The organism is Gimesia chilikensis, from assembly GCF_008329715.1.
In the GTDB taxonomy this organism is placed as follows: Bacteria; Planctomycetota; Planctomycetia; order Planctomycetales; family Planctomycetaceae; genus Gimesia; species Gimesia chilikensis.
Map to the genome: position 1 here is coordinate 153,877 of NZ_VTSR01000010.1, position 23,729 is coordinate 177,605.

The 23,729-nt window shown below is 54.3% G+C and carries 18 protein-coding genes; 7 read left to right on the top strand and 11 right to left on the bottom strand.

What is annotated here, in order from left to right; translation table 11 throughout:
- Positions 1-37: 37 nt before the first annotated feature.
- The 4 genes from FYZ48_RS15700 to FYZ48_RS15715 all read right to left on the bottom strand — a co-directional run bounded on the left by FYZ48_RS15700 (position 38) and on the right by FYZ48_RS15715 (position 5,066).
- Positions 38-649: a pyridoxamine 5'-phosphate oxidase family protein gene (locus FYZ48_RS15700; protein WP_149341954.1), complete on the bottom strand. Its 612-nt coding sequence runs from the start codon at positions 647-649 to the stop codon at positions 38-40.
- Positions 650-736: 87 nt separating this feature from the next.
- A complete protein-coding gene (locus FYZ48_RS15705) occupies positions 737-2,086 on the bottom strand; it encodes an MFS transporter (RefSeq protein ID WP_145439003.1) in 1,350 nt (449 codons plus the stop codon).
- Between the two features lie 179 nt (positions 2,087-2,265).
- Positions 2,266-3,834 carry a hypothetical protein gene (locus tag FYZ48_RS15710; RefSeq protein ID WP_149341956.1) on the bottom strand — a complete coding sequence of 523 codons (1,569 nt, stop codon included), beginning with the start codon at positions 3,832-3,834 and terminating at the stop codon, positions 2,266-2,268.
- On the bottom strand, positions 3,831-5,066 hold the full coding sequence (locus FYZ48_RS15715) for a hypothetical protein (RefSeq protein ID WP_149341958.1): 1,236 nt from the start codon (positions 5,064-5,066) through the stop codon (positions 3,831-3,833). Before FYZ48_RS15715 ends, FYZ48_RS15710 begins: the two co-directional genes overlap by 4 nt.
- 333 nt (positions 5,067-5,399) lie before the next feature.
- On the opposite strand from FYZ48_RS15715, the gene FYZ48_RS15720 reads away from it, so the two are divergent.
- Genes FYZ48_RS15720 through epmA form a run of 3 tightly spaced genes read left to right on the top strand, consistent with a single transcriptional unit; the run spans position 5,400 to position 11,146 of the window.
- Positions 5,400-9,545 carry an FHA domain-containing protein gene (locus FYZ48_RS15720; protein ID WP_149341960.1) on the top strand — a complete coding sequence of 1,382 codons (4,146 nt, stop codon included), beginning with the start codon at positions 5,400-5,402 and terminating at the stop codon, positions 9,543-9,545.
- A 44-nt stretch (positions 9,546-9,589) separates the two neighbouring features.
- Positions 9,590-10,048, top strand: a complete 459-nt coding sequence (locus tag FYZ48_RS15725; protein ID WP_149341962.1) for a DUF1499 domain-containing protein — start codon at positions 9,590-9,592, stop codon at positions 10,046-10,048.
- A 39-nt stretch (positions 10,049-10,087) separates the two neighbouring features.
- Positions 10,088-11,146, top strand: coding sequence for an EF-P lysine aminoacylase EpmA (gene epmA / locus FYZ48_RS15730; protein WP_149341964.1), 1,059 nt, complete (start codon positions 10,088-10,090; stop codon positions 11,144-11,146).
- A gap of 3 nt (positions 11,147-11,149) precedes the next feature.
- Here epmA and FYZ48_RS15735 read toward each other — a convergent pair whose 3' ends face one another.
- The 4 genes from FYZ48_RS15735 to FYZ48_RS15750 all read right to left on the bottom strand — a co-directional run bounded on the left by FYZ48_RS15735 (position 11,150) and on the right by FYZ48_RS15750 (position 14,209).
- Complete coding sequence (locus tag FYZ48_RS15735) at positions 11,150-12,166, bottom strand: DUF1559 family PulG-like putative transporter (RefSeq protein WP_149341966.1); 1,017 nt, start codon at positions 12,164-12,166, stop codon at positions 11,150-11,152.
- 469 nt (positions 12,167-12,635) lie between these two features.
- Positions 12,636-13,232: a 3'-5' exonuclease gene (locus tag FYZ48_RS15740; protein WP_149341968.1), complete on the bottom strand. Its 597-nt coding sequence runs from the start codon at positions 13,230-13,232 to the stop codon at positions 12,636-12,638.
- Positions 13,233-13,356: 124 nt separating this feature from the next.
- Entirely contained in the window at positions 13,357-13,854 is a 498-nt protein-coding gene (locus FYZ48_RS15745) for a hypothetical protein (protein ID WP_149341970.1), read from the bottom strand.
- 37 nt (positions 13,855-13,891) lie between these two features.
- Complete coding sequence (locus tag FYZ48_RS15750) at positions 13,892-14,209, bottom strand: hypothetical protein (RefSeq protein ID WP_149341972.1); 318 nt, start codon at positions 14,207-14,209, stop codon at positions 13,892-13,894.
- Positions 14,210-14,424: 215 nt separating this feature from the next.
- On the opposite strand from FYZ48_RS15750, the gene FYZ48_RS15755 reads away from it, so the two are divergent.
- A complete protein-coding gene (locus FYZ48_RS15755) occupies positions 14,425-14,604 on the top strand; it encodes a hypothetical protein (protein WP_149341974.1) in 180 nt (59 codons plus the stop codon).
- Between the two features lie 40 nt (positions 14,605-14,644).
- Here FYZ48_RS15755 and FYZ48_RS15760 read toward each other — a convergent pair whose 3' ends face one another.
- The 3 genes from FYZ48_RS15760 to FYZ48_RS15770 all read right to left on the bottom strand — a co-directional run bounded on the left by FYZ48_RS15760 (position 14,645) and on the right by FYZ48_RS15770 (position 17,121).
- Complete coding sequence (locus FYZ48_RS15760; RefSeq protein WP_149341976.1) at positions 14,645-15,970, bottom strand: Gfo/Idh/MocA family protein; 1,326 nt, start codon at positions 15,968-15,970, stop codon at positions 14,645-14,647.
- Positions 15,971-16,063: 93 nt separating this feature from the next.
- A complete protein-coding gene (locus FYZ48_RS15765) occupies positions 16,064-16,729 on the bottom strand; it encodes a hypothetical protein (RefSeq protein ID WP_149341979.1) in 666 nt (221 codons plus the stop codon).
- A 47-nt stretch (positions 16,730-16,776) separates the two neighbouring features.
- Positions 16,777-17,121: a hypothetical protein gene (locus FYZ48_RS15770; protein ID WP_149341981.1), complete on the bottom strand. Its 345-nt coding sequence runs from the start codon at positions 17,119-17,121 to the stop codon at positions 16,777-16,779.
- A gap of 393 nt (positions 17,122-17,514) precedes the next feature.
- Here FYZ48_RS15770 and FYZ48_RS15775 point away from each other — a divergent pair, with 393 nt between their 5' ends.
- The 3 genes from FYZ48_RS15775 (at position 17,515) to FYZ48_RS15785 (ending at position 23,612) form a co-directional block, all read left to right on the top strand.
- The gene (locus tag FYZ48_RS15775) at positions 17,515-18,714 is read left to right on the top strand and encodes a PP2C family protein-serine/threonine phosphatase (protein WP_149341983.1); all 1,200 of its coding nucleotides are present in this window, start codon (positions 17,515-17,517) and stop codon (positions 18,712-18,714) included.
- Positions 18,715-18,726: 12 nt separating this feature from the next.
- Positions 18,727-22,275: a PAS domain S-box protein gene (locus FYZ48_RS15780; protein ID WP_149341985.1), complete on the top strand. Its 3,549-nt coding sequence runs from the start codon at positions 18,727-18,729 to the stop codon at positions 22,273-22,275.
- Between the two features lie 191 nt (positions 22,276-22,466).
- The gene (locus FYZ48_RS15785; RefSeq protein ID WP_149341987.1) at positions 22,467-23,612 is read left to right on the top strand and encodes a tetratricopeptide repeat protein; all 1,146 of its coding nucleotides are present in this window, start codon (positions 22,467-22,469) and stop codon (positions 23,610-23,612) included.
- Positions 23,613-23,729: the final 117 nt, after the last annotated feature.

A 23,729-nucleotide genomic window follows, 5' to 3' on the forward strand; every position in this document is an offset into this window, starting at 1 on the left:
CAGGTAGATGGGATTTTCTTCGTTTTAAAGCATCCTGTCACGCATATTTCCAGTGGCCTTCCCATTTGTCGGTCCAGAGGAACCGGGCAGCGAGATGGCCGTTGCGGCGGAGTTCCAGCCAGTCGATGTGTTCAATCTGGCAGACGATTACCGCGAAATTTTCGTAGCCCAGTTGTGCCTCTTCATCATTGGGCAGCCGGTCAAACAGGTAATCAGGCAGATTGGGAGAAGCGGTTTCGGCCTGCGTTCCCGGAGCTGAAACTGTGATATAACCGCGACGGTGCTCGGGACTGCTGGCTTCCCAGTGCCGGGCAGCCTGATCATTTTGGGTATGCACTTCGGCCCGGCCGCGCAGACGGATCTGCACCCGCGTGACCGGATCATAGGCAACCCACTCAATCCAGGGGTTTTCCTCAAGCTCCTGGACTTTGTCTGAACGCTGATCGGTGTAGCAGATCACCTGTCGCTGCTCGATTTCCACAGCTCTCAGGACCACGGTGCGCACGCGGGGACGATTGTCTGAAATCGTGGCCAGGGTACCCAGCCGCCAGGGATGCGTTTCCGTTTCGACTGCATAGTTCAGGTGTCGCCAGGTCTCGTTGAGAATTGTATGGACTTTGGCCGGGTTAAAATCAAATTGCCTGGTCATGGGTGTTCTGTCCTGAAGGATCGGCTGCAAGGATGTCGCGTCTCATTCAATTGTGGGCGCTGAACGACGCTGGTCAAGCAAAAGTTATCAGGTTCCAGGGGCATCGTGGGATAAAGCTTCATCCCGGGGATGATAAAACAGCGCAACAGGCAGGATTACCAGGGCCAGCACGAGGAAGACATGACTCATAGGCCAGTTCAGCTTGTTACAGACCATGGTAAAGAGACCGAAGAAGACCGCGGAGAGTACGATCCCCACCCAGTTGATCAGATTCATTGTACCGATCATGCGGCCCTTCTGCGATTTGGGAGGGCGGGTTTGCAGTTCTACCTGGAGCGGGACAATAAACAGACCGGCGAAGAAACCGACGAGGGTCAACACCGTCCGCGACATCCACTCGGCGGCGTTGAGGGGAATGAAGGCTTCCCAGAGCGAAGCATCAGTTTGTTTGACGGTTTCGAGTCCGTCTCCAGGCCCCCACCAGCCGATCCCCGACATGAGCGCCAGGCAGAGGACCAGTCCCCAGGCGCCGACAGTGACCAGTTTGAAATTCACCCGTTTATGCGAAACACGTCCCGCGGCGACACATCCCAGCGAAATCCCAACCCCCATACAGGCCGCCATCAAGCTGGTACGACTTTCACTTAAGTGCAGTTGTCCAATCCCGAAGATATTCACCAGGGGCTGCACGATGCCCCCCACGAACCAGAAGACCGATGAAATCAGCAGTACTGACAACAGGCGACGATCCTGCAATAGCAGAGTTCGCGTCTCGGGGTTAATGCCCAGTGTCGACCAGCGAAATGGGAGCCCCGGATGCGCCACCGGCGTGCGGCGAACCCAGAAGGCAGAGATCGTGCCGATCACGGCAATCGCGATACAGAAATAACTGGTTTTCCAGAGTGCATCGGGAAAGGCCTGCTTTACGAAGCCCGCGGAAGCCATACCGAAAATGATGGCGACGAATGTTGTCATCTGAATCACACCGTTAGCCTGAGGCAGGTCATCGCTGCGGAGCATTTCCGGCAGGATCCCATACTTGGCAGGTCCGAAGATCGCACTCTGGGTACTGAGCAGACCGAGAACGACCAGCAGAGGCAGCAGTTGACCGGTGAAGAAGGCCGCCATCGCCAGCAGCGCAATAATGATCTCAGCTACTTTACAGGCGATGACAATCGTTCGTTTTGTGTGTCGATCGGCGTACCAGCCACCTAACCCTGAGAAGAAGACGAAGGGGAGCGCGAAGACTCCCAGTGCGATGCCCTGCTGATCTTTGGCCCCCTGCAGCGCCTGTTGCGCGCAGAACAGCAACACCAGCTGTTTATAGAGATTGTCGTTGAAGGCGCCCCAGAACTGCGTGACCGTCATCCCCCAGAACGAGGAATCATGATACAGGGATGGCAGTTCTGTTTGAGACGTCGATTCCGTTTCGGTCACCAGTTACAGTCCTTGTAAAGGGGGAGCATTCAGACAACCCGGACCCGGGTTCAAAGCAGCTAAACCATAGTGTCTGCAACGGTTTCTTACAATGTTGATTCAATGAAAGCCGGGAATCTCAACGGATTTTCACTATCCCCCATGCGCATTTCAGTCTGCAGCACAGAGTGTGCATTCGCTTACTCAACCGTTGATGTTTCGGGCACTATCCCACCGGCTGCCGCGGCGGCGTTTTTAATGCGGATGACTTTGAATTCGTCTGCCCGCTGCTTGCGGGAGAGTTGTATGATCAATCCCTGGTTCCCGGCTTCACCGTAGATCCAGAGCTCGTTGATCGCCCCGCCGGAAATACTGCGACCCACCTGTGTTGGCGCTCCCAGTGCTTTCTTAACCTGATCCCGGTTCATGCCGGCGACCACGGTACCGTTGCGAATCGCCTTGCGAATCGGGTCGTCGCGAAACTCCTTGACTTCCTGAGGATCGAGCCATTTATCTTCATGCAGCATATACCCCAGCCGCCCCAGCATGATTGCCGTTTCTGTTGATTTCGGATTCAGTTCCCAGGCCTGCAGCAGGAGTTTGACAGCCCCGGGTCTGTTCCCTGTCAGCTCCATCAGGTCGCGGGCCACACTTACGCGACCATCCGCATCGCCAGGCTCGAGTTTCTTCCGACGGGCTTCCACCCAGTTTTCCAGCGTTTGCTTCGCTTTGGTCTGATCACCGCGCTGCTGGTATTCTTTCGCCAGATCCAGAACGTATTGTCGGGGGAGTTCGTCAATCCGATGGAAGTCAAAGCTGAGCTGCATCTGCTCATACTGTCTGGCAAGATCCGGTCGTTCGGGCAGCTGTTTTTTTATATCTGCGGCGATTTTAAAGCCGTTACTTCCCCCTTCTGCGAGTCCTTTGAGAATCTGATCGAGCACAATCTGTGAATAGAACCAGCGGATCATCCGCTGCCGCTGCTCCGGGGTCGCTTTTTGAAATTCGGCCACCTGGTCTGCAAGATAGCGTTTGCGTTCGGCAGGCTGATCGGCTTTGAGCGGGGTAATACTTTTGGGAAACAGTTTGATCAGCTGCGCGCGGACGGGATCCGCATTGGAACCTTTCTGTTTTTTCAGCTGTTCCCATTCGAGAACCAGGGCTTCGTGCCGATAGGCCTCTGCCAGACGGGGATCCAGTTTGAACTCCTGTGCCTTCTCAGCCAGTTTCATCAGGTTCTCCGGCTGCTTGACCCGCAGTTGGCTGTATTCAGCTTCGACGCCTCGGCGAAATGCATTGAGTGCTTTCTGTTTGAGTTCCTCGTCCTTATAAAACTCGGCCCGCTGCTGCCCCCATTTTGCAAGTTCATACCAGTCGCGGGGATCACTCAAATCGATTTTGGATTGTTCGGTAACGAAATGCTCCAGGTCGCCCGGTAATTTTTTGAGCGATGTGATCTTAAACAGCAGCCGTCCGTTCTCGCGGGCCAGTTGACCGGTCACTTCCACGTTCTGAAAGCTATCGTCCAGCCGGGGCACCTTCCCGGCAAAGTAGAAGGGGATCGGGCAGTTACGGAACCGCATCGAGAGCGAGTTGTACGTTGAAACGCGTCCTTCCAGCGTCTGCGTCACGCCCAGCAGTTTATTCCATTGTTCGCGCTGACTCACAAAGTTCTGGATACTGCGGTCGGCGGCGAAGACATCACCGGTGCCGATCAACGGCAGGCAGAACAGAAACAGACAGCAGGTGCGTATCAGGCGTTGTATCACAGGGCACGCTCCAGAAATAAAGTTTGTTGCTTGAGCAGTTTTTCGACGTGACCCCGGTCGTGATATTCGTCGAAGGGAATGCCCAGTTGCTCATACAGATTCAGGTGTGACCAGAGAAATGCGGTTTTGCCGTCGAGCAGAATCACTCCGGACGCAGGCTGATTCTTATCCTGTTCAAAGGCCTTCATCTGCGCGGCAAAAATCAGCGGCTCACCGGGGTGCCTTTCGACATACTCACGAAATGACGGATCAGCCAGATCCAGATTCAACGTGTATTCATCCAGCATCACCGGAAAATTGAGCCGGTACCGAGGTCCTGCTTCCTCTTTACTGGAGGAGACGGGAGAGAGCGTAGTTTCAAACAGGAGCCAGCTGCCTTCATAACGGATGTCAAACAGGGACTGCCAGCCTTTGAGATCCTGTTCCTTGATCTGAGTGACCGCTTCTTCAGCGATGTCAAACAGCGGAGCCCCCGCCTGGCGGTTCAGTGCTTCCAGTTCCCGCGCGGTCTGCTGCACGTCGAATGCCTGCCGGTCATGCCTGCCCAGTATATCCACGGCTTCTGACGCCTGTTGATATGCACTGTTCGCCCCGACCAGATCTCCCTCTTCCAGCAGTTGCTGCCCGGCTTCGGATGCGGTTTTCAGCGTGACCTCGGCTTTCTCAATCTGACGGCTGTGCCAGATGCCATAACTGGTGACTCCAATGATCAACACGATCCCCGCCAGGATCGCCCGGAATGGTGTGATCAGCCGGGTACGCGGGGGTGGCAGTTCAAAGGGTGAGAGCTCGGCCTGAGCGGGCTGACCGTTGTCTGCAGCCTGGACTTTACGGGTCGCCTGTTTCTGCTGGCGTTTCTCCCGCAGGCGTGTCACCAGCGGGGAATTCAAAACGTATTCCGTAATCCGCTGCTGGGTCGGAATCTTCTTCTTTTTCTTCCGTGACTGAAGCGGGGGATAAGTATTACGAGGCAGAATAAAATAGCTTTCGCCGCACTGCTGGCAGGTATGCCTGTAGGGGGCCTTGCGCCGATATCCGGAAAGACTCACGCCACAGACGCAGACGATCTCATACGGCTCCGGTATATCTTCTTCGCGACGCTTTGCCTTCGACGGATTTTTCAGCCAGTGTGCCATATAACCGGTACCATTTGCGAGACAGGCCCCAGGAACCTGCCGTGTCGCCGTCATGGAATGGAGAGTGCGAATCAGAATTGAAACAGTCGTAACCATTATAGACATCCCGGCTGCCGATGTCACAGGACTCTGTAGAAGAGAGCGGTTTCACGACCATTTTTGTCTGAAATTCCGGAAATGCGGCGAAAAACCAGCGGGCTGAGAATACCTACAATCGTCATTTTCGCGCCGAGTTACCTGACACTTTTATTTCAGAGAAATCCCTCCATTTGTGCAGGTGCCAAAGTTTGACCGACCTCTGTTTCTGAGGTATATGCCAGTAGAAATTGTATGTTTCTTTTTTGAATCATCGTCACATTTGAACTCTCTGGTCACTGCGACAGCTACGTTCCCCGCCGTACCAGCCACGTGTTTTTTTGGAGTAGCAGGATGTTAACGACCTCATCCACAGCCTCTCAGTCAGGGCAGCAGACGAGCACCTCAGGGCTCGAAATCTGCCTCGTGCCATTAACTCATCGCATTGCTCCAGTCAAGCTGACCACCGGTGAATATCTGATCGGTTCAGGGTCGGAATGCGCAGTCCGGCTGGAAGTACCGGGAATTGCTCCGGAACACTGTCGGCTGACAATCACCGATTTTGACGCGACGATCGAAGCCATCGATTACCGACTGTGGGTTAATGAACGTCCCATTCGACGACTGACATTGACGCAGGGCATGAAGCTTCTCATTGGCCCCGTGAAGTTCGAGGTCGAATCAATCGAAGAAGTGACTCCCGTCGCACAGCCAGAAAAAAAGTCAGCGCCCGTTAATGCGCCGGCTGCTACGCGTACCCAGATCGAGATCCCGGAAGAACTGCGTGCCCTGGCCGCGTTCCAGAAACAGCTCGAAGAACGTCAGCAACTCCTGAAACAGATCGAACAGGAACAGGTTGCCCTGCAGCAGGAAATGCAGGCACAGGAAGCGGAACTGGAACAGTTGCAGGAACGCTTCACCCTGCAGCCCCCTGCTCCGCCCGAACCGGCGCCCCGCTCTGCAGAACAGGAAGACTCAATCCGTTCTTTTGATGCAGCGATCCTGGAACTGGATCAGAAACTGCAGCAGCTGGAACTTCTCAAAGACGATGTGGCTGAAGAACAGCAGCAGATCATCGTCGGTCAGCGACAACTGGAAGGTCAGCACCAACGATTACAGCGTCTGCAACAGAATCTGCAAGCCGAACGAAACAATATCACTGCGGAACAGCGCGCCCTGGTCGCAGCCTGGATTGATCTGGAACAGGCGCAGACCGCCGATCGGTCTGAGCAGGAAACCGAACGTGCCTGGCTGGAAGCAGATCAGTCTGCCCAACAGCACTCGACAGCCGCCGTCATCGAGATTGAGCGGGCCCTCAGAAACTGGGAACAGGATCTGGCAGAACAGCACAACCAGCTGAATACCCGGGCAGAAGATCTGGAACAGCGTCAGCAGGAACTGGAATCGAAACAACAGGCCTTGACAGAGCAGCAGCAGAACCTCGACGTCGCCCAGCAGAGCATAGTTGACCAGAGTGCGCTGCAACAGAAGCTGGAAACAGAACGGGAACAACTGCAACAGGAACGGGAGTCCCTGGAAACCGCGCGGCAGGAATTAGCAGCGCAGCAGTCCCGAGTGGAGGCAGAAACAGAGGCCTGCACGCAGCAGCAACAGGAATTGCAGTCACAACGTGAAGCCTTCGATCAGAAATCAGCGGCTCTGGAAGAGTTGCAAACCGAACTCTCCCGGCAGCAGGAAGAACTGACGGCCCAGCAGTCAGAACTCGAGCAGCGTCAGGTGGCTCTGGAGTCTCAGGTTGAGGAACTGTCAGCAGAGCGGTCTCAACTCGAAACGCAGCAGGCAGAGCTGGCCACACAGACGGAACAGCTGAAAGCCGAGCAGAGTGAATTCGAAAACGAAAAACTCGAGTGGGATAATGCCCGTACCAAACTGGAACAGGAACAACGCGAGCTGGAAGGAGCTCGCGCTGAGCTGGATGATCAGCGTACCGAACTCACACAGAGAAGTGAAGAACTCGACCAGTTACAGCAAAAGCTGACGACACAGGAACAACAGTTGACCGACCGCGAAACAGAACTGAATCAATCAGAGGCGGAGCTGGAATCGAAACAATCTGCGGTCGAGCTGAAACAAAGCGAACTGGAGACGACTCAAAGCTCCAGCGAGGAAGAACGGGCCGCAATCGTTCGGGACCGTGAAGAGCTGGAAGTTGAGCGAGAGAAACTACAGCAGGCACAGTCTACGCTGGATCAGCAACAGGATGAAATCGAGCGTCAGAAATTCGAATTGTCTGAGCGTGAGTCTGAACTGGAAGCACGGCGGCAGGAACTTGAACAACTACAGACCAGCCTGGAAGCGCAGCAGTCTTCCCTGGAAACCGCACAGACAGAATTAGAGAACACGCAGGCCGAACTCGCCCAGTCACAGGTAGCGCTGGAAACAGAACGAACCGAACTCGACGAAGCCCGTACCGAACTGGAACGTACCAGATCCGGCTTACAGGATCAGGGGGAATTAGAAACACGCGAGCAGGCGTTAGCAGAACGGGAAGCTCGCATTGCAGAGCAGGAACAGGAACTTGCAAAACTGATCAGCGAGCAGAAGCAACGCGCTGAGCAACCAGAGAGTGAGCTGGACAGCGATGTCGTGGATACGACTGCAACAGAGAAACTGGCGATTGAGCGTGACGAACTGGAACAGCTGCGATCGGATCTGGAACAGCGTGCAGCCAAGCTCACAGAACGGGAAACCGAACTGGAAGAACTCACTCAGAGCCAGGAACAGTTAAAGACTGCCCAGGAAACGTTGCAGGCAGGTGAAACCCGGTTACAGGAAGCTCAGACGGATCTCGAAGAACAACAGGCACAGTTGAGTGCGCGAGAGCGACAACTGGCAGAACGCGAAGCCGAACTCGCACAGCGGGAAACCGAACAGGAAACGCTCACCCAGAACCAGCAAGAGCTGAAGGCGGCCCAGGAAGCTTTGCAGGCGGATGAAAGCCGATTACAGCAGGCCCAGGCTGAACTCGGAGAACACGAGGAACAGCTGAATGAGCGGGAACGGCAACTGGCAGACCGGGAAGCTGAACTTGCGGAACGCGAACAGGAACTGACAGACAATCAGCAGGCGTACGATGAAGAACAGTCGACGATCGCTCAACTGGCTACAGAGCGGGAACAGTTAATGCTGGATCGTGATCAGCTGGAGATTGATCGCGACGAGATCAGCCGTCAGCGGGATGATCTGGAAACACAGCAGATCCAGATCGAAAAAGATCGCGGGCAACTGGACGATCGGGAACATATCGTCGAACTGCGGGAGCAACAGTTGAATGAACGCGAGAGCCTGATGGCGGAAGTGGGACTCCCTGCCGGCGGGATGGATGATCATACCGTCGCAGATCCTGAATCAGCAGCGCTGACAGAAACAGACACCGCTCAGCCAGCCCCGTCTGAAACAGAAGCACCTCAAGCGACCGGTTCTCTGCTGGAATCATTCTTGAGTCAGCCGGATGAGACACCCGAGCCGGAACCAGTTTCTGAACCAGAATCAAAACCGGAAGAGGGTGTGACACTGCAGACAAGCCGGCTGCTGAGCATGTTCTCGCGCGAGACTCCTGCAGAACCGGAAGTCACTCCTGAAGACCACGCCACTCCGGACATGGAGCATACTGAGTCAGCAGAAACGCAGTCTGCTAATGAGTCGACGGCAGCCGAAACCTCTCCTGCTCCGCACGCAGAAGAGGAAGAAAACTCGATTGCAGCCTACATGGAAAAACTGCTGGAGCGATCACGCTCCAAGGCCCCTGGTTCACAACCGAGTCAGAAACAATCCGGGTCAGCAAAGCCGGCTGGCGCGACGCATCAACCGGGAGCCGGTATGATGCAAGACCAGCATGCCACCGGCCCTCAGTTGTCGATGGAAGAAAAACTGGCGACGCTGAACCAGGCACCCACGCACTCCCAGGATCGCGATGCGGTTCGTGATGCGATGAACTCATTCCGTGATGTGGCCAACTATTCCGCCCGCATGGCGATCGCCCGGCATTCAATGAAACACCAGAAAACGGATCTACTCTTCAAAGGAATTCTGACCGGTGTCTGTGTGCTGACAACCCTGATTATTTTCGCAGAGTCGATCTGGGGGTCTAATACACTGGGAATCATTAAATGGGCAGCGCTGGCTGTGAGCATTACTTCGTCTGCACAGTTCCTGCGTGGCCTGCTGCAGGCCAAACGACTGTTCCCCGATAAATCGAAGCTGGAGTCCAGTACTGAAGACGAACAAGTCCATCCCCAGGCAGTCACGGAACTTGAGGCAGCTGCAGAACTCGTGGATTTTCAGGATGAACAGGAGGTTTCAGCAGAGAGTAATTCATTTTCTGCCGACGAAGAACCATTGTCAGCAGATGAGGAAGAACTACAATCACTGGAAGCACAACTGCTGGAAAATGCCCGCCGTAAGCGGAGAACTCCCCGGGCCGATGCGGATCACGAATTGCAGGATCAGCCTGATTTTGAAACGGATGCAGAACCATAACCAGTCCCCACAAGACAACACGAAACAGGAGGCGTATTAGATACATGATTTTGTTCTGGTGCGTCTCTTTTTTCATTGCCGTCTGGCTCGGCATCATAGGGGTGAATTCCCTGACTTCCCCACCTGACAACCTGGGAGTTAACGATGGTAAACTCAGCCCCTGTCCGGAATCTCCGAACTGCGTCTGTTCCTGCGACTCCTCAGAAATACATACCATCGCCCCCCTGGAGTTTACCGATTCCCCGGCCCAGGCGCGTGAGCGACTGCTGTCAGTCCTGGCTGAATTTCCCGGCTGTCAGATTGTGACGGGAGACGAGAACTATCTACGGGCGGAATTTCGTACACGCTGGCTACGGTTTGTCGATGATGTTGAGTTCCTGATCGAACCAGGTCAGAATGTGATCCAGGTGCGATCCGCATCACGCATCGGTTATTCCGACCTTGGGACCAACCGCGAGCGAATTGAGACGATTCGCCAGAAGTTCGCGGCGACCGCACCTTAACCAGATTCGAAACCAGGCACCTGCCATCTGAGGCCCGCTGTGACAGAGCTCCCCGATTATTTACCGACCGCTTCACTGGAAACTCTGCAACATCGAAGCGTGTTACTGCGAACCATACGGGAATTCTTCCACGCACGCGAATACTGGGAAGTCGAAACGCCTCTGCTCTCGCGGGATACTGTTGTTGATGCCTATATCGATCCCTTCACCAGTGAGTGGCGTGCTGAAGAAGGAACTGCGGAGCCTGCTGCCAACCGGGGTGCTGCAATCCGCTACCTGCAGACCTCACCCGAATTTGCCATGAAGCGGCTGTTGACCGCGGGGGCAGACCGGATCTACCAGATCACGCATGCCTTCCGACAGGCCGAGCGGGGCGAGATGCATAACCCCGAATTCAGTATGCTGGAATGGTATCGGCAGGGAGAGACGCATCAGGAGCAGATGACCTTTGTGGAGACTCTCGTACGCACCATTTATCAGACGGCTGCTGAAATATCGGATCAGAGTGAGCGACTACCACTGCCCTCCGAAGCATTCCCCCGGCTGAGCTATGAAGCCGCTTTTCAGCAGTTTGCCGGGCTGTCTGCTTTGAGTTCATCTGCTGAAGAATTTGCCCGGGTTGCAGAATCAAAACAGATTTCTGTGCCCGGAGGGTTCGATGCCACTGACCGTTTAAGCTGGCAGAACCTGCTACTGGTAGAACTGGTCGAACCAGAGTTGAAACGCAGGGGCGCCGTCTTTGTTTACGATTACCCTCCCGAGCAATCCGCCCTGGCCAGGATTCGTCCCGCCGATGAGGAGTCACCACATGCAGTATCAGAACGGTTCGAACTCTATCTGCAGGGAGTCGAAATCTGTAATGGCTATCACGAACTGACTGATGCGACCGAACTGCGGGCACGCATTCAGAAACAGTCAGAACTGCGTCAACAGGAACAGCGTCTGGCACTGCCAGGGGAGAGTTATCTGTTACAGGCAATGGAAGCCGGCCTGCCCGCCTGCGCGGGAACCGCGCTGGGACTCGACCGGCTGATCATGCTGGCGCTGGGCAAACGGAGACTGCAGGAAGTGATTGCGTTTCCGTTTGACCGTGCCTGAAGCTTACCATTCGGTGGTAACGCGTTCGTTTCCATTCCGGGTACAGAGCGCCAGGAACACCCGGGCATCGATATTTTTCGCCATCCCGCGGGCAGAACCATCAGCGAGTGCGAAGTGAACGACGTCATCATGCCACGATCCAAAGGTGAGGTGGATTGTCTGGCTCATATGGGGTGGACCGTCAAAGTTGGTCCCTTCGTGGAAAATGGGCGGATTGGTACTGGGATCGGCGTTGGGGTCGAAGACGGCTCCCGAGACCGAGCTATGGCTGTCTGCCCAGAAGCCAAAAGCCGCTTCGCCGAAGAGCAGCGTGTTGGATTCGCCATCCTGCATATCGCGTACTTTGGTCGCGCTATTCGGACCGAAAACACCACCCCGAAACTGGGCACTAAAGGGATCGACCGTAGAATAGCCGGTCAGCAGTCCACCGACACCACGATAGTTGCAATACCCCAGGTCCCGGGGACGATTCGAGGGGAGGGAAGCACTGGGACAGATGTAACTTTCAATGGGAACCGTGCTCGCCACTTTGCTGTCTTGTTCGAATTTGCCAAGATTATAATCGATATTCACTGTCGTAGCATTCATATCGGACAGGATCAGAGCCTGCCAGCCCCACCAGGGGGAGAGCTCCCATTCGGTCAGGCTCCACTGGGTCACGGGCACTTTATTACCGTTGGAATCCGTAGTATGAGTATCGACTGGAATTACCACATTTTCGGCGAAAGCCACATTGGCATTTGCTGGACCAGGTAGCTGATTTCCATTCGAATCGACGGGCATCGCTTCAATCCAGCCGGAAGGGAACGAGCGAAACGAACTTTCATAGTTCATTGTGGCCAGGGCGACCTGTTTCAGATTGTTGATGCACTGTGTACGACGTGCCGCCTCGCGGGCCCGTTGAATCGCAGGCAGCAGCATGGCAGCCAGGATCGCAATGATTGCCATCACGACGAGCAGCTCAATCAGCGTAAACCCCTTGCGGGATGAATGTTTGGAATCTGAAACGAGTTCGCGCATCGATCACTCCCTGTAAATGTTGAACATGATCCCAGCCCGATGCAGTTTGACGGGATTTTGTAACTCGAAAAGGGTTGTTGCCTGGTCTCCAGTACGCTTTTCTATCTTGATATCTTCCACCTGCGCAGTGCAGAAGTCAATTCCCAATCGACCGCGTACAGCATAAAAGATACCGATGAACAGTTTATTTTAAACCAGCCGGAAAACAAACGCAAATAGCGACTTCTTTTTCCCATTAATTTTATGGAACTTGACGCAGATAAGTCAGCTAACCTATTGGTGCTTAACGTAGTTTTGAACGGGTTGGCTACTGCGTTAATACAGTGTCTGTGAGCCCCCGGGAGTTCCGCATGGCGTACATTCCCTGTCTGCTGGTTTAGAAATCAACCATCATTCTTACGTAAAGATCTGCGCAAAGATGAAAAAAACTCAGTGTTTCTTGAGTTTTTCCTGTTTCGTGTCTGTGGTATCAGGATTTCGCTGCCCCGGAGACTTTGAAATCCCCCACAATCCAGGGCAGCATGCGGACCATGTTGCGGGCATCATCGATTCCGCGATGATGAGTTCCTTCCAGGGGCAGGCCCGTCAGCTTCAGGGCGCGCGTCATTCCGAATTTTCGCGGATAACCCTGGGTCAGGGAGAACTGCTTTTTCAGATTGAGATGCTCTTTCCCAAAAGGATACTCTCGATCGTGGTATCGGCAGTCCTGCTGAAACTGTGATTTGTCATAGTCGCCCCACGAGCAGAACAGGAACGGTTCGTACTCCCTGCTCCAGTTGATCAGCGCGTCCAGAGCCTGGGGAAAACGGACTGCGGTAGAGACATCGCTCTGAGTGATCGAGGTCAGTTCGGTACAGAAGGGAGTGAGCCGGGGATGCCGGACCGGTTGAATAAAGGTCTGGAATTCGGAGACAGCCTGGAGCGATTCACGGGCCACCATCACGGCCCCGATTTCGATGATTTCCATCTCGTGGCGGGGCACCGTTTTCTGATTGCAACAGGTGGCTTCCAGATCGATGACCAGGAGATGAGAAGACGCACTCACGGCGTCAGGCAGTTGATGCATGTTGTTCCTTTCTTTGAGAAGTCCTGCATCGCTTCTCAATGTTTTGTATTCTTGAATTGTTCTGCTGGATTATAAATGGAATTTGCCTGGTGTAAAGGCAAAGCTCCTCAATCGCGGAACGCCTTTAGAACGGTCTTGTGTAATCCCCCGGATCGACGACCGGACGAATGATACGTTTACCGCGGATTAAACTGCGGAGCCCTGGTTCCATAATCAAGAGCAGTACGCAATGGATGCCGTACACGGTCATGAAGACGACTTCTTCCATTGTGGCATACTCGGGTGTCTCCTGAGGATTATAATATCGCATGATCAGAAAGAACCCTTCCATAACCAGGGCCATGATCAGCAGTCGCATCAGGACAGACGGTCGACATTGTTTATGTTTCCTGCTCCAAAACAGGATCGCCACATTTCCCGACACCACAGGCAACCAGAGAAGCATGGCTTCAGCAAAGAATAGCGGACAATCAACCACCATCATTAAGAGAGGAAAGATTGTCGACGCCAACGTGTAAGCCAGCAGAAACAGAACGTAAGGTGTGCGGGGCATCTCGACCAGACGTTGCTTACCAGTTCTGAACCAGCGGGCAAATGTCGGCATGTGTTGCGTGAGATTCATCTCGGTTCCTTTTTCAGGAGTCAATGGAGTGCCGCCATCAGATGCGTTCCGGGTGCAAGACCACCCAGAACGAGAGAGCCCCGTATACCAGGAAGAAAAACAGGAACACGTAAAAGGTAAATGCCCGCTCAATGTCGAGTTTGCGGAGTGGATAGCTGGTGACAACGGTGCTCAGCAGCGTCAGATTGAAGAGCAGACAGGAAACCAGCGCCAGACCCCAAAGCCGACTGTCGCCGTGACCTGCTCCCGCTGCGCAGATCCCGAAAAAGAGTAACACGGAATTCAACACAAAATGAAACAGGGTCACCAGGAATGACCTGGTAAACTGTTTCTGCTGTCGCTCTAACTGTTCCATGACAGTTCCCTCAAATCACTGGTTTGACGTTTACCGGCCCCCCGTTTCCGAGGGAATCCAGTCCTATAGTGAATGAGGCGTAAAGCGGTAAAAAACATCACGCAAAAAAAAGAAATTTGCCCAATTTCCGATTCATTTTGATCCCTGCGGCCTGTTTGGCGTTCCCTGAAACAGGCTCCTCATCAGGATCAACTACTTTCTCGACAGGAAATTCTATGTTTTTCTTCCAGCTGTTTGTATTTTTCGCGCTCTTAGGTCTGCTCAAACTGATGGGCGAACAACTTCGGCGGCTCCGAAAGTTACAACAGGAAATTGAAGAGCTGAAACACCTCATCGTCGGGGATACCGCAACAGAGGCGTCGGCAGAAAACTACACCGGACCGGAGGCAGAATGAATGCCCGGCAAAATTCACAGAATTCATCAACCCGTTTCATTTAAATAAATTGGGTTTTCCCTGGCAGGGCAACAGGGGGAACTTTCAATGGACCGAAGGCATATTCGGCAGGTGTCAGGTCTTCCTGAGAGTTCCAGGCTTCTTCCCAGGTCACGTTTTTACCGGTATAAGAAGCCATGCGTCCCATGATGGCCATCAGCGAACTTTTCGCGGCGTACTCCCCGTTGCAGATGGGGTTCCCGGTGCGAATGCTCTCAAACAGGGCCGCGTGTTCCTGGACGTAAGGCAGGTCCTGCACGCCACCTCTGGCGCTGCCGCGCGCCCGGCTGTAACGCCAGGTTTTTGCGCCGCTGAGTGTATTACGATTCAGATCGGCGGTTCCCTTTGATCCGTAAATCAGCTGGGAGGTATCGATGTCGGTGCCGTCCTGCTGGCGACAGTAAGCAAAGCAGCGTTCACCGCCACTGTACTCATAACAGATGGCGTGATGATCGAAGATGTGACCATACAGGGGATCGACCCGCGACTGTCGACCACCCAGCCCGAAACATTTGACGGGATATTCATTCTGCATCGCCCAGGACATCAGGTCGAGTCCATGCACGTGCTGCTCGACCAGTTGTCCCCCCGAGAGCCAGGTAAAGTAGTACCAGTTACGCATCTGCCATTCCATGTCGCTCCATTCGGGTTTGCGGGGATGTGACCAGAGCCCATTGATGTTGTAATTCGTCTGCAGCGTCACAATCTTGCCGAGCTGCCCTTCATGGATCCGCTTCATCGTTTCCTGCATGGCTTTGCTGTAGCGGAGCATCAGGCCGGACATGATAGACAACTTTTTCTCCCGGGCCACGCGACAGGTTTCCATCACGGAACGGACGCCGGGCGCGTCGACGGCGACGGGCTTTTCAGCAAATATGTGCTTCCCGGCGGCGATGGCCTGCTTTAAATGCAGCGGGCGGAAGTGGGGCGGCGTGGTCAGCAACACGACATCGACATCGGTCTGCAACAGTTTTTCATACGCGTCGAAGCCGATGAATTGCTGATCCGGTTTTACAGCGTACTGCTTGCCGATCGTTTTTTTGATCCGGTCGGCACTCGTTTTGAGTTTATCTTCGAAGACATCCGCCATGGCGACGAGCTTTGAATTCGGATCCGCCTGCATGGCATTCGCGGCCGCCCCGGAGCCGCGGGAACCACAGCCAATCAGACCGACGCGGAGTGTTTCTGACTGCTCATTCCCCCCAGCCCAGACATAAGGTGCGGCAGCCAGCCCGGCGGCCGTTGCCGTGCCGGCCTGCTGGATGAACGTTCTGCGCGTTACCGGACGATCCTGATGAGCGGGGTTATCCCCGGACTGTTGACTCATTTCTTTCGTCTCCCGATTTCACAACTGTGACAGCTTATCTGTTGTATTCAGCATGACAGAGTCTCCGCGGGATGTCCAGAACAGGAGCCTCCCTCAGTCAGAGAGCTCCGGGAGCGAGGATAAGTCAGCCTGCATAATCTGGCTGAGCTCATCCTGGAACAGGCGGTTCAGATCGTGTCTCTTTATCACCAGAGACAGCAGTTCGACCAGGCGTTGCCAGGCGGTCTCTCCAATCGCGGCATGTAATTCGGCGTGCCATTGTGCCAGTGCCCGTATCAGTTCGGTGGGGAGTGCATAATCTGCGTCATCGACTTCAGCTGAGAGTTCAAGCAGGGGGAACAAAAGGCTTTCCGCTGTTTCGAATCGCTGGAGATGCAGGTGGCAGCTGACGATCAGTTCCCTGATTTTGATCTGCGACCAGAGGAAATGGAGTTTCAGATTGATCTTCTGAAACTGCGCCAGGGCGGTCGCGTATTTGCCGACATCAAAGGTTTCATAACCCAGATGCAGATTGGACTGGTGATCGTCGGGAGCCAGTGCGACTGCGGTCCGGAATTCTGCCTCGCGGTCGAGCGGCTGCATGACTTCGCGAAAGTGGTAATTCAGATAGCCCCGCAGGAAAGCGCGCTCGACCCGGCCGAGCTGCGGGTCGGCGTTGATCTCGTCCAACAGGTATTGAATATCAGCGGGATCCGCTCTCTGGAATCCCTGTTGCTCATCAATGAGATCGTGATACAGATTCCTGAGTTCGTAATTCAACGCGGCAAATTCCCTGCTGCTGTCTGGCTAAGTCACAGACGATGGTTTCAGAAAGAGAACAGCATTTGATTTTCGAGTTCGAGTACAAACGTCGGCCCTGGTTCCAGTGCCTGCCAGCCCTGCTGTCGGGCCTGCTCGATAATAAAGCGGACGTGCTTCGGCGTGATAACAGGATAGTCCGCAGGGTCCTTGTCTCCCGGTTCCGAAATATCCAGCCAGAAATCGCGTGTCAGCAGACCGCGTACATCCAGTCGGGCTCCCCCTGCCTCGCGCTGCACGGTTACATTCAGGCGATAATTCCCGTCTTTGTCGAGGCTGGTTGTCGAGACTTTAAATCGGTACGTCTCTTTGTCCACCACGATGCGGCGGCTGTGTTTGCGGTTCAATGCCATTATGAAAGGACTCCTTCTGTCAGTTTACTGACAATCTCTGGCTGGCACAGGTTCAGAAAAGCTGGCCTGTTTCGCGAAAACCTGTTCGAATAGACAACAGAGAAAACCCTCCTTAAAAACAGAGAATAAGGAATCATTTTATCTGTATCTGCAAGTGGAAGAATAAGGGTTTTCGTTGCAGTTTTTAAAACTCTTGCTTAAACGAAAAATTCATCTTGCCAACTCAAATAAACATCAGCAAACTTAGATACAACTGACCGCGCACAATTCATAGAACTGTGCGCGGCTCCAAGTTCGACCTGAAAGACATGGGCCTGAGGTAACTAGTTCAGTGGCAGGAATACAGGGAGGGAATATTCATTCCTGCCATGCTGCATATTCAGCGTGGCCATTATGCAAAATACCTCATTACTGCTTGTCGAAGATAACATCCTGGATGCCAGGCTGATTACATCTCGCTTACAGAAGATCGGCTACGATGCTCTCACACATGTTGGTTCTCTGGAAGAAGCAGTGAACTGGCTCAAGTCTGCCCCGCGCGTGGATGTAATCGTACTCGATCTCACGCTGCCCGACTCCATGGGGCTGCATACGTTTCAGTTTCTGCATCAGCGTTTCGCGCATATTCCCATTGTGATTTTAAGTGGACGCAACGATCAGGAACTGGCCATCAAAGCGGTCTCGCTGGGCGCACAGGATTACGTTTTCAAATCCGAAGCAAGCAGCTGCGTGCTGCAGCGATCGATACTCTATGCCATCGAACGCAGGCACCGCCTGGAAATGGAAATGAACATGATCGCGATGGACCGGGATCTGGAATATGCCCGGGAAATTCAACGGCATCTGCTGCCTCAGACATTGCCGGAAATCGCCGGCGTCGACATGGCAAGTGCTTATATCCCCGCTAACTGGACTGGCGGGGATTTTTTTGACGTGATTCCGATCAGCCGCCAGGCAAAAAAGAATCATGATCTCTGGCAACCCGCGCATCTGATGAGTGAAGAAGACAAACTCAATTCCATCTGGGGCCTGACCATTGCTGATGTCAGCAGTCACGGCTTCGCGCCTTCGCTGATCATGGTCGATACCCGCCGCGTGCTGCGCACCTGCTCCCACATTCTGCAGGATCCCGGTGAGATTCTGACTTTCGCCAATCGCGCGGTGAGTGAGGTGACACTGGAGGGGCAGTTCGTGACTCTCTGTTACGGACGTTACGATCCCCTGGAACGGACACTGGAATACTGTTCGGCGGGGCATCCTTTCTGGGTCATCAATACCGAGGGAATCAGAAGCATGCCCGATTACAACGGTCCGGCCCTGGGACTGCTGCACGATTACCAATATGGCACGGATGGCAAACTGCAGTTACAGATTGGCGATATTCTACTCGTCGTGACCGATGGCCTGTATGAGTGCCGCTCGGATGATGGGGAGTTATTTGGCATCGAACGGGTGTGTGAGGTCATCCACCAGCATCGAGAGAAACCAGGGAAAGAAATTGTAAAACAGATTCTAAAAGCGATTTACCGTTTCTCGGGATCACTGAGAAGCGAGGACGACATTACCATCCTGTTAATCAAGATGGTCGAGTAGAAAGACAAAGGCATGTCAGGTAAACCGACTCTCTGGTGGGCCCTGCTGGGAGTGCTGCTCTCACTCGTCATGCCGACGGTCGGCAGTGCCATCGTACTCCTGTTTTATCCGGACACCCGCTTCGCCCACCTGCCCGTGCATTCGCTGCTGGAAACATCGGGCGGACTGATGGCGGTCGCGATTGCCGGCATCCTCATGGTGGAATCCCGCCGTAAGCCGGAAGCGGTCTGCTATCTGTCGATGGCCAGTGCCCTGATTGCGATGGGCGTGCTCGATACATTTCATGCGGCTGTGGAACCGGGCAATGCTTTTGTCTGGCTGCACAGCGTCGCTACCCTTGCGGGAGGGGTGATCTTCGCTACTGTCTGGATCAGTTATGCCCCGCTGTCGGGCCGGCTCTCTCAGGCACTGATCTGGCTGATCCTGCTGACCAGCTGCCTGCTGGGACTGCATGCCTGCGTGTTCCCCACTCAACTGCCATCGATGATTAGTGAGGGTAACTTTACTCCACTGGCGCGGGCACTCAACATCTGTGGCGGCGTGGGATTTCTGATCGCGGGCCTGTTTTTTATTGTGCGGTTCCATAAAACAGCGCAGCATGAATCGTGGCTGTTTGCCGTGCATACGATGTTGCTGGGGGCAGCGGGGATTCTGTTCGAAATGTCGGCACTGTGGGACATGGCCTGGTGGTGGTGGCATTTTCTGCGGATCAGTGCGTATATCGCTGCCCTCGCGTTTGCACTGCGGGCGTACCACGCCACGGAGCAGCAACTGATCGATCTCAACCGGCGTCTGCGGACCTCCAATGAGCGGCTGGATCAGACCGTTGCCCGACGCACTCAGGAACTGGAGGCCAAAGAAGAGCGGTTCAAGCTGGCTGTTGCGGGTTCCACCGACGGACTGTGGGACTGGGATCTGCTGACCAATAAGGTCTATTACGCGACCCGCTTCAAGGAACTGCTGGGCCTCACGGAAGAGGAAATGGGCGACGACTTTTTCGAGTTTGAATATCGTCTGCATCCCGATGATCTCACCCCGACCAAAGCCGCCCTCAGCCGACACATTGAACGACGTAAACCGTATGACGTGGAGTACCGACTTCAGTTGAAAAACGGGGCTTACCGCTGGTTTCGTGCCCGCGGGCAGGCGATCTGGGATGACCGGGGACGTGCTGTGCGGATGGCGGGATCGATTACCGATATTCACGACCAGAAGCTGGCCGAAGCCGCGCTTGAATACGAACAGTTTCTACTGGAAACACTGCTCACCTATCTGCCCGATGAAATCATGTTCAAAGATACCGAAGGCCGGTTCCTGCGCGTGAGTGCGGCGCTTGCCCGACGGCTGGGGATTGAGAATCCCAAAGAGATGGAGGGGCTCTCCAACTTCGATTTCTTCCCCGCGGACTACGCCCGGAAACGCCTCGCGCAGGAACGGGATCTGATGCAGAATGGAATCGACATGTTACGCCGGGAAGAGAGCCTGGAGGGGCCAAACGGGAAGAATCTCACCATGCTGACCACAAAAATCCCGCTGCGGAACCGCAAGGGAAAAGTCATTGGAACCTTTGGCATCGCACACGATATTACCGAGATCAAACGGGCTGAAGAACGCTTTCGGCTCGTTGTGGAAGCGACGCCGAACCCGATTCTGCTGGTGAACCCCGCGGGCACGATCCAGCTGGCCAACTGGGCTGCGTTCCAGATGTTTGGTTACCACCTGGATGTGTTGATCGGTATGACACTGGAAAACCTGTTCTCCCAGCACTCGGGGGACGTGGAAATTCAGAACCTGCGTGAGCTGCTGAATCATCCGCGGGCGAGATTACTCTACGAGCCCCAGGAAGTGAACGGCGTCTGTCAGGACGGGAAGCTGATTCCCCTGGAAGTCCGGCTGATTCCCGTGGAAATCGACGACGAGCAACTGGTGCTGATCAGCCTGTTCGACATGACGGTGCATAAACAGATTGACGAAACTCTGCAGCGGGCCCGGCTGGCCGCTGAGCAGGCGAATGAAGAAAAGAGCCGCTTCCTGGCCAATATGAGTCACGAGATCCGCACGCCATTGAATGCGATCATCGGCATCTCTGAGCTGCTGCTCGATGATTCACCAACACCCCAGCAGCGGGAATTTTTGACGATCGTACTGGAATCGGGCGAATCGCTGCTTTCGATCATTAACGATCTCATCGATATCTCCAAAATTGAGGCAGGGAAACTCGAACTGGAAGCGGTTCCCTTTGATCTGCGGGAAGAGATCGGCAAGGTCTTTCGGTTGCTCAGTTCTCATAATCGGGAGAAAGATCTGGCGATCACGTGGGAGGTACATGAGGCAGTACCGCAGACTCTGATTGGTGACCCCGTGCACCTGAGACAGGTGTTGATGAACCTCGTGGGGAATGCGATCAAGTTCACACCTGAAGGGGAAGTCCATCTGGAGGTCACTCGCGAAGCCGTTGATGACGAGGGCCGAGTAACGCTGCTGTTTGAGGTTCGGGATACGGGCATCGGCATTCCCGCTGAGCACCTGGAGCGGATTTTCTCTCGGTTCGTGCAGGCGGACTCTTCGACCACGCGTCAGTTTGGCGGTTCGGGACTGGGCCTGACGATCACTGCCGGCATCGTCGAAGCGATGCAGGGGCGTATCTGGGCAGAGAGCGAGGAGGGCCACGGCAGTACCTTCCGCTTCACGCTCACGCTGCCGGTAGGGAACGCGTGGGAAGAGAAAGTCGCCAGTGATTCCCCTGCAACAGAAGCGTTGCCGTCTGAGAGACCGGCTTTGCAGATGAATGCAACGCTGCGGGTTCTGGTCGCCGAGGATGGAAGATCGAACCAGCGGCTGGTCAAAGCGCTGCTGGAGAAGTGGGGACATACGGTGCAAATCGCTGAAAATGGACGTCTTGCGGTAGAGCGCTGGCGAAGTGAGCCGTTCGATCTGATCCTGATGGATGTAACGATGCCCGAAATGGACGGGCTGGAGGCGACCGGATTGATTCGTGATGAGGAAGCGGCGAGCGATGCGCACGTTCCGATTATCGCGATGACGGCGCGGGTGATGCAGTCTGATGTGAAGGCGTGTCTTGAGTCGGGCATGGATGGCTACATTGCCAAGCCGATTCATAAACAGGAACTCGATGCGGCTCTGGTGAAGTTCTTCCCTGCGACTGCTGTCATCGATTCAGACAACATAGCGACTAAACCGGAACCAGAGGCGTGCGAAGCTCTGGTCGACTGGCAGGAAGCGTTGCGGGTGGTCGAGGGGGACGAAGGACTGCTCTGTGAGTTGATCCGGGAAAGTCTCACCGAACTGCCTGAATTAATGGACCGGCTGGAGCGGGATTTGAAGCACGGCGATGCCGTCCAGGCCTATCGCCACGCCCACACCACGAAAGCAGCTGCGCGAACATTCGGCATCCCTGCCCTGTTGCAACAGGCCGAACGGACTGAGGAAGCTGCCGCGAACGGGGACCTGGAAACCGTGAGTACGCAATTACCGATGCTGCGAGAGATTGTCAGTCAGGCCCTGCTGGAACTGGAGCAGCGGTTAAAGCATGAGGTTTGAGGGTGGTGGCAATTCCGTCTTACCTGGACCATTTCGGAAGTCCATCACGGATCAGGAGCATGCGCAAGGGTTTTTGACAATTCTTTCTGTGATGTGATTCTGTAATTGCCTGCCAATCTTAAAGTTGATATCGTCATTGATTGACATAAGTTTATCACTCAGAAATGAACCACAGCCCAGAAGACCAACGCATGCCTGATTATTTACTTACGGCGACCTCCCCTTCCGGCAAACGCAAGACGCAATGTATCCAGGCCGCCTCTGCACAGGAGGCGATGCATGAATTGGAGACCGATGAATACCAGGATATTGTGCTGCATACTGACGATTTTACAGCAGCACTCTCCGAACTGATGCCACAAAAAGTATCAACAAAAGGACCGATTACCCCGGCAGATCACGTCGCTTTGCGGAATATCAGCAACTGGGGCATCTTCCTGATGATGCTGAAAAAGCAATACCAGCGCATGCTTTTAATTATCGTGTGCTGGGGCATATTCACGATACTTCTCAGATTAGTCAGCAAGTCTGGCTCCGACGGACTGATGCGGGATCTGATGATGGTCTCGGCAGCCCTCATCGTGGCGCCCTTCGTATTTGCGATATTAACCATAGTCTTAATGCCAGCCCGAAAGTTAAAACGCGTTCTGGAAGCGACGTACTGGGGCCGGTGGGACGAGGTCCTTAAACATCTGCCCCCACTACAAAATAAAATGCCGCAGGTGGAATTCGCAGTAAGAAAAGCGGTAGCCCTGTCGGGCCTGGGGAAACTGGACGAAGCTCTGACAGTGATGGAGCCGTTTTCCGATCCCTCTAAAACACCTCACTGGATGTATCTGTCTCGGCTGGCCGACGTCTATGAAGCCGGCGGTCAGCTGGACCACTCACTCGAGTGCCGCGCACAGGCTTATGAAGCAGATACGGGGAACAGTACATTACAACTGAGTTATGCAAATGCATTGTTAAGGATGGATCGTGATCTGGAGCGTGCTGGTCAATTATTGGAAAATATCGAACTACTGCCGCTTAGTGACCAGCAGGAAGTAATACTCCCACTGTTCAAAGGTCTTCTCGAACTGAATCGGGGAAATTATCGGATGGCCATTAATCAATGCACTGAAGCAATAAACCGTCTTAAGCCTTACGTAGCCAATCAACCATACTCCCGCCTTCATGCAGACAACGCGCGCGCCTACACTGCAATCGCTCTGGCGGAGCTGGGAGAAATGGAAGAAGCCGAACGACTATATCAGTCCGCATTGCCCCGGCTGGAAGCATTGAACTCTACACAGATCATCGAGCGTTATCAGCAGGCAGTCCTGGGAAACAAAACTTAAGCTATCTAGCAGCGCACGAAAAAAAGCCTCATCCAGAGTTATCTGGATGAGGCTTTGATATAGCAAAAGGTTGGTGGTCAAGTTTTAAGAGCTTCGTCCTCATCAGGTTGTTGATCG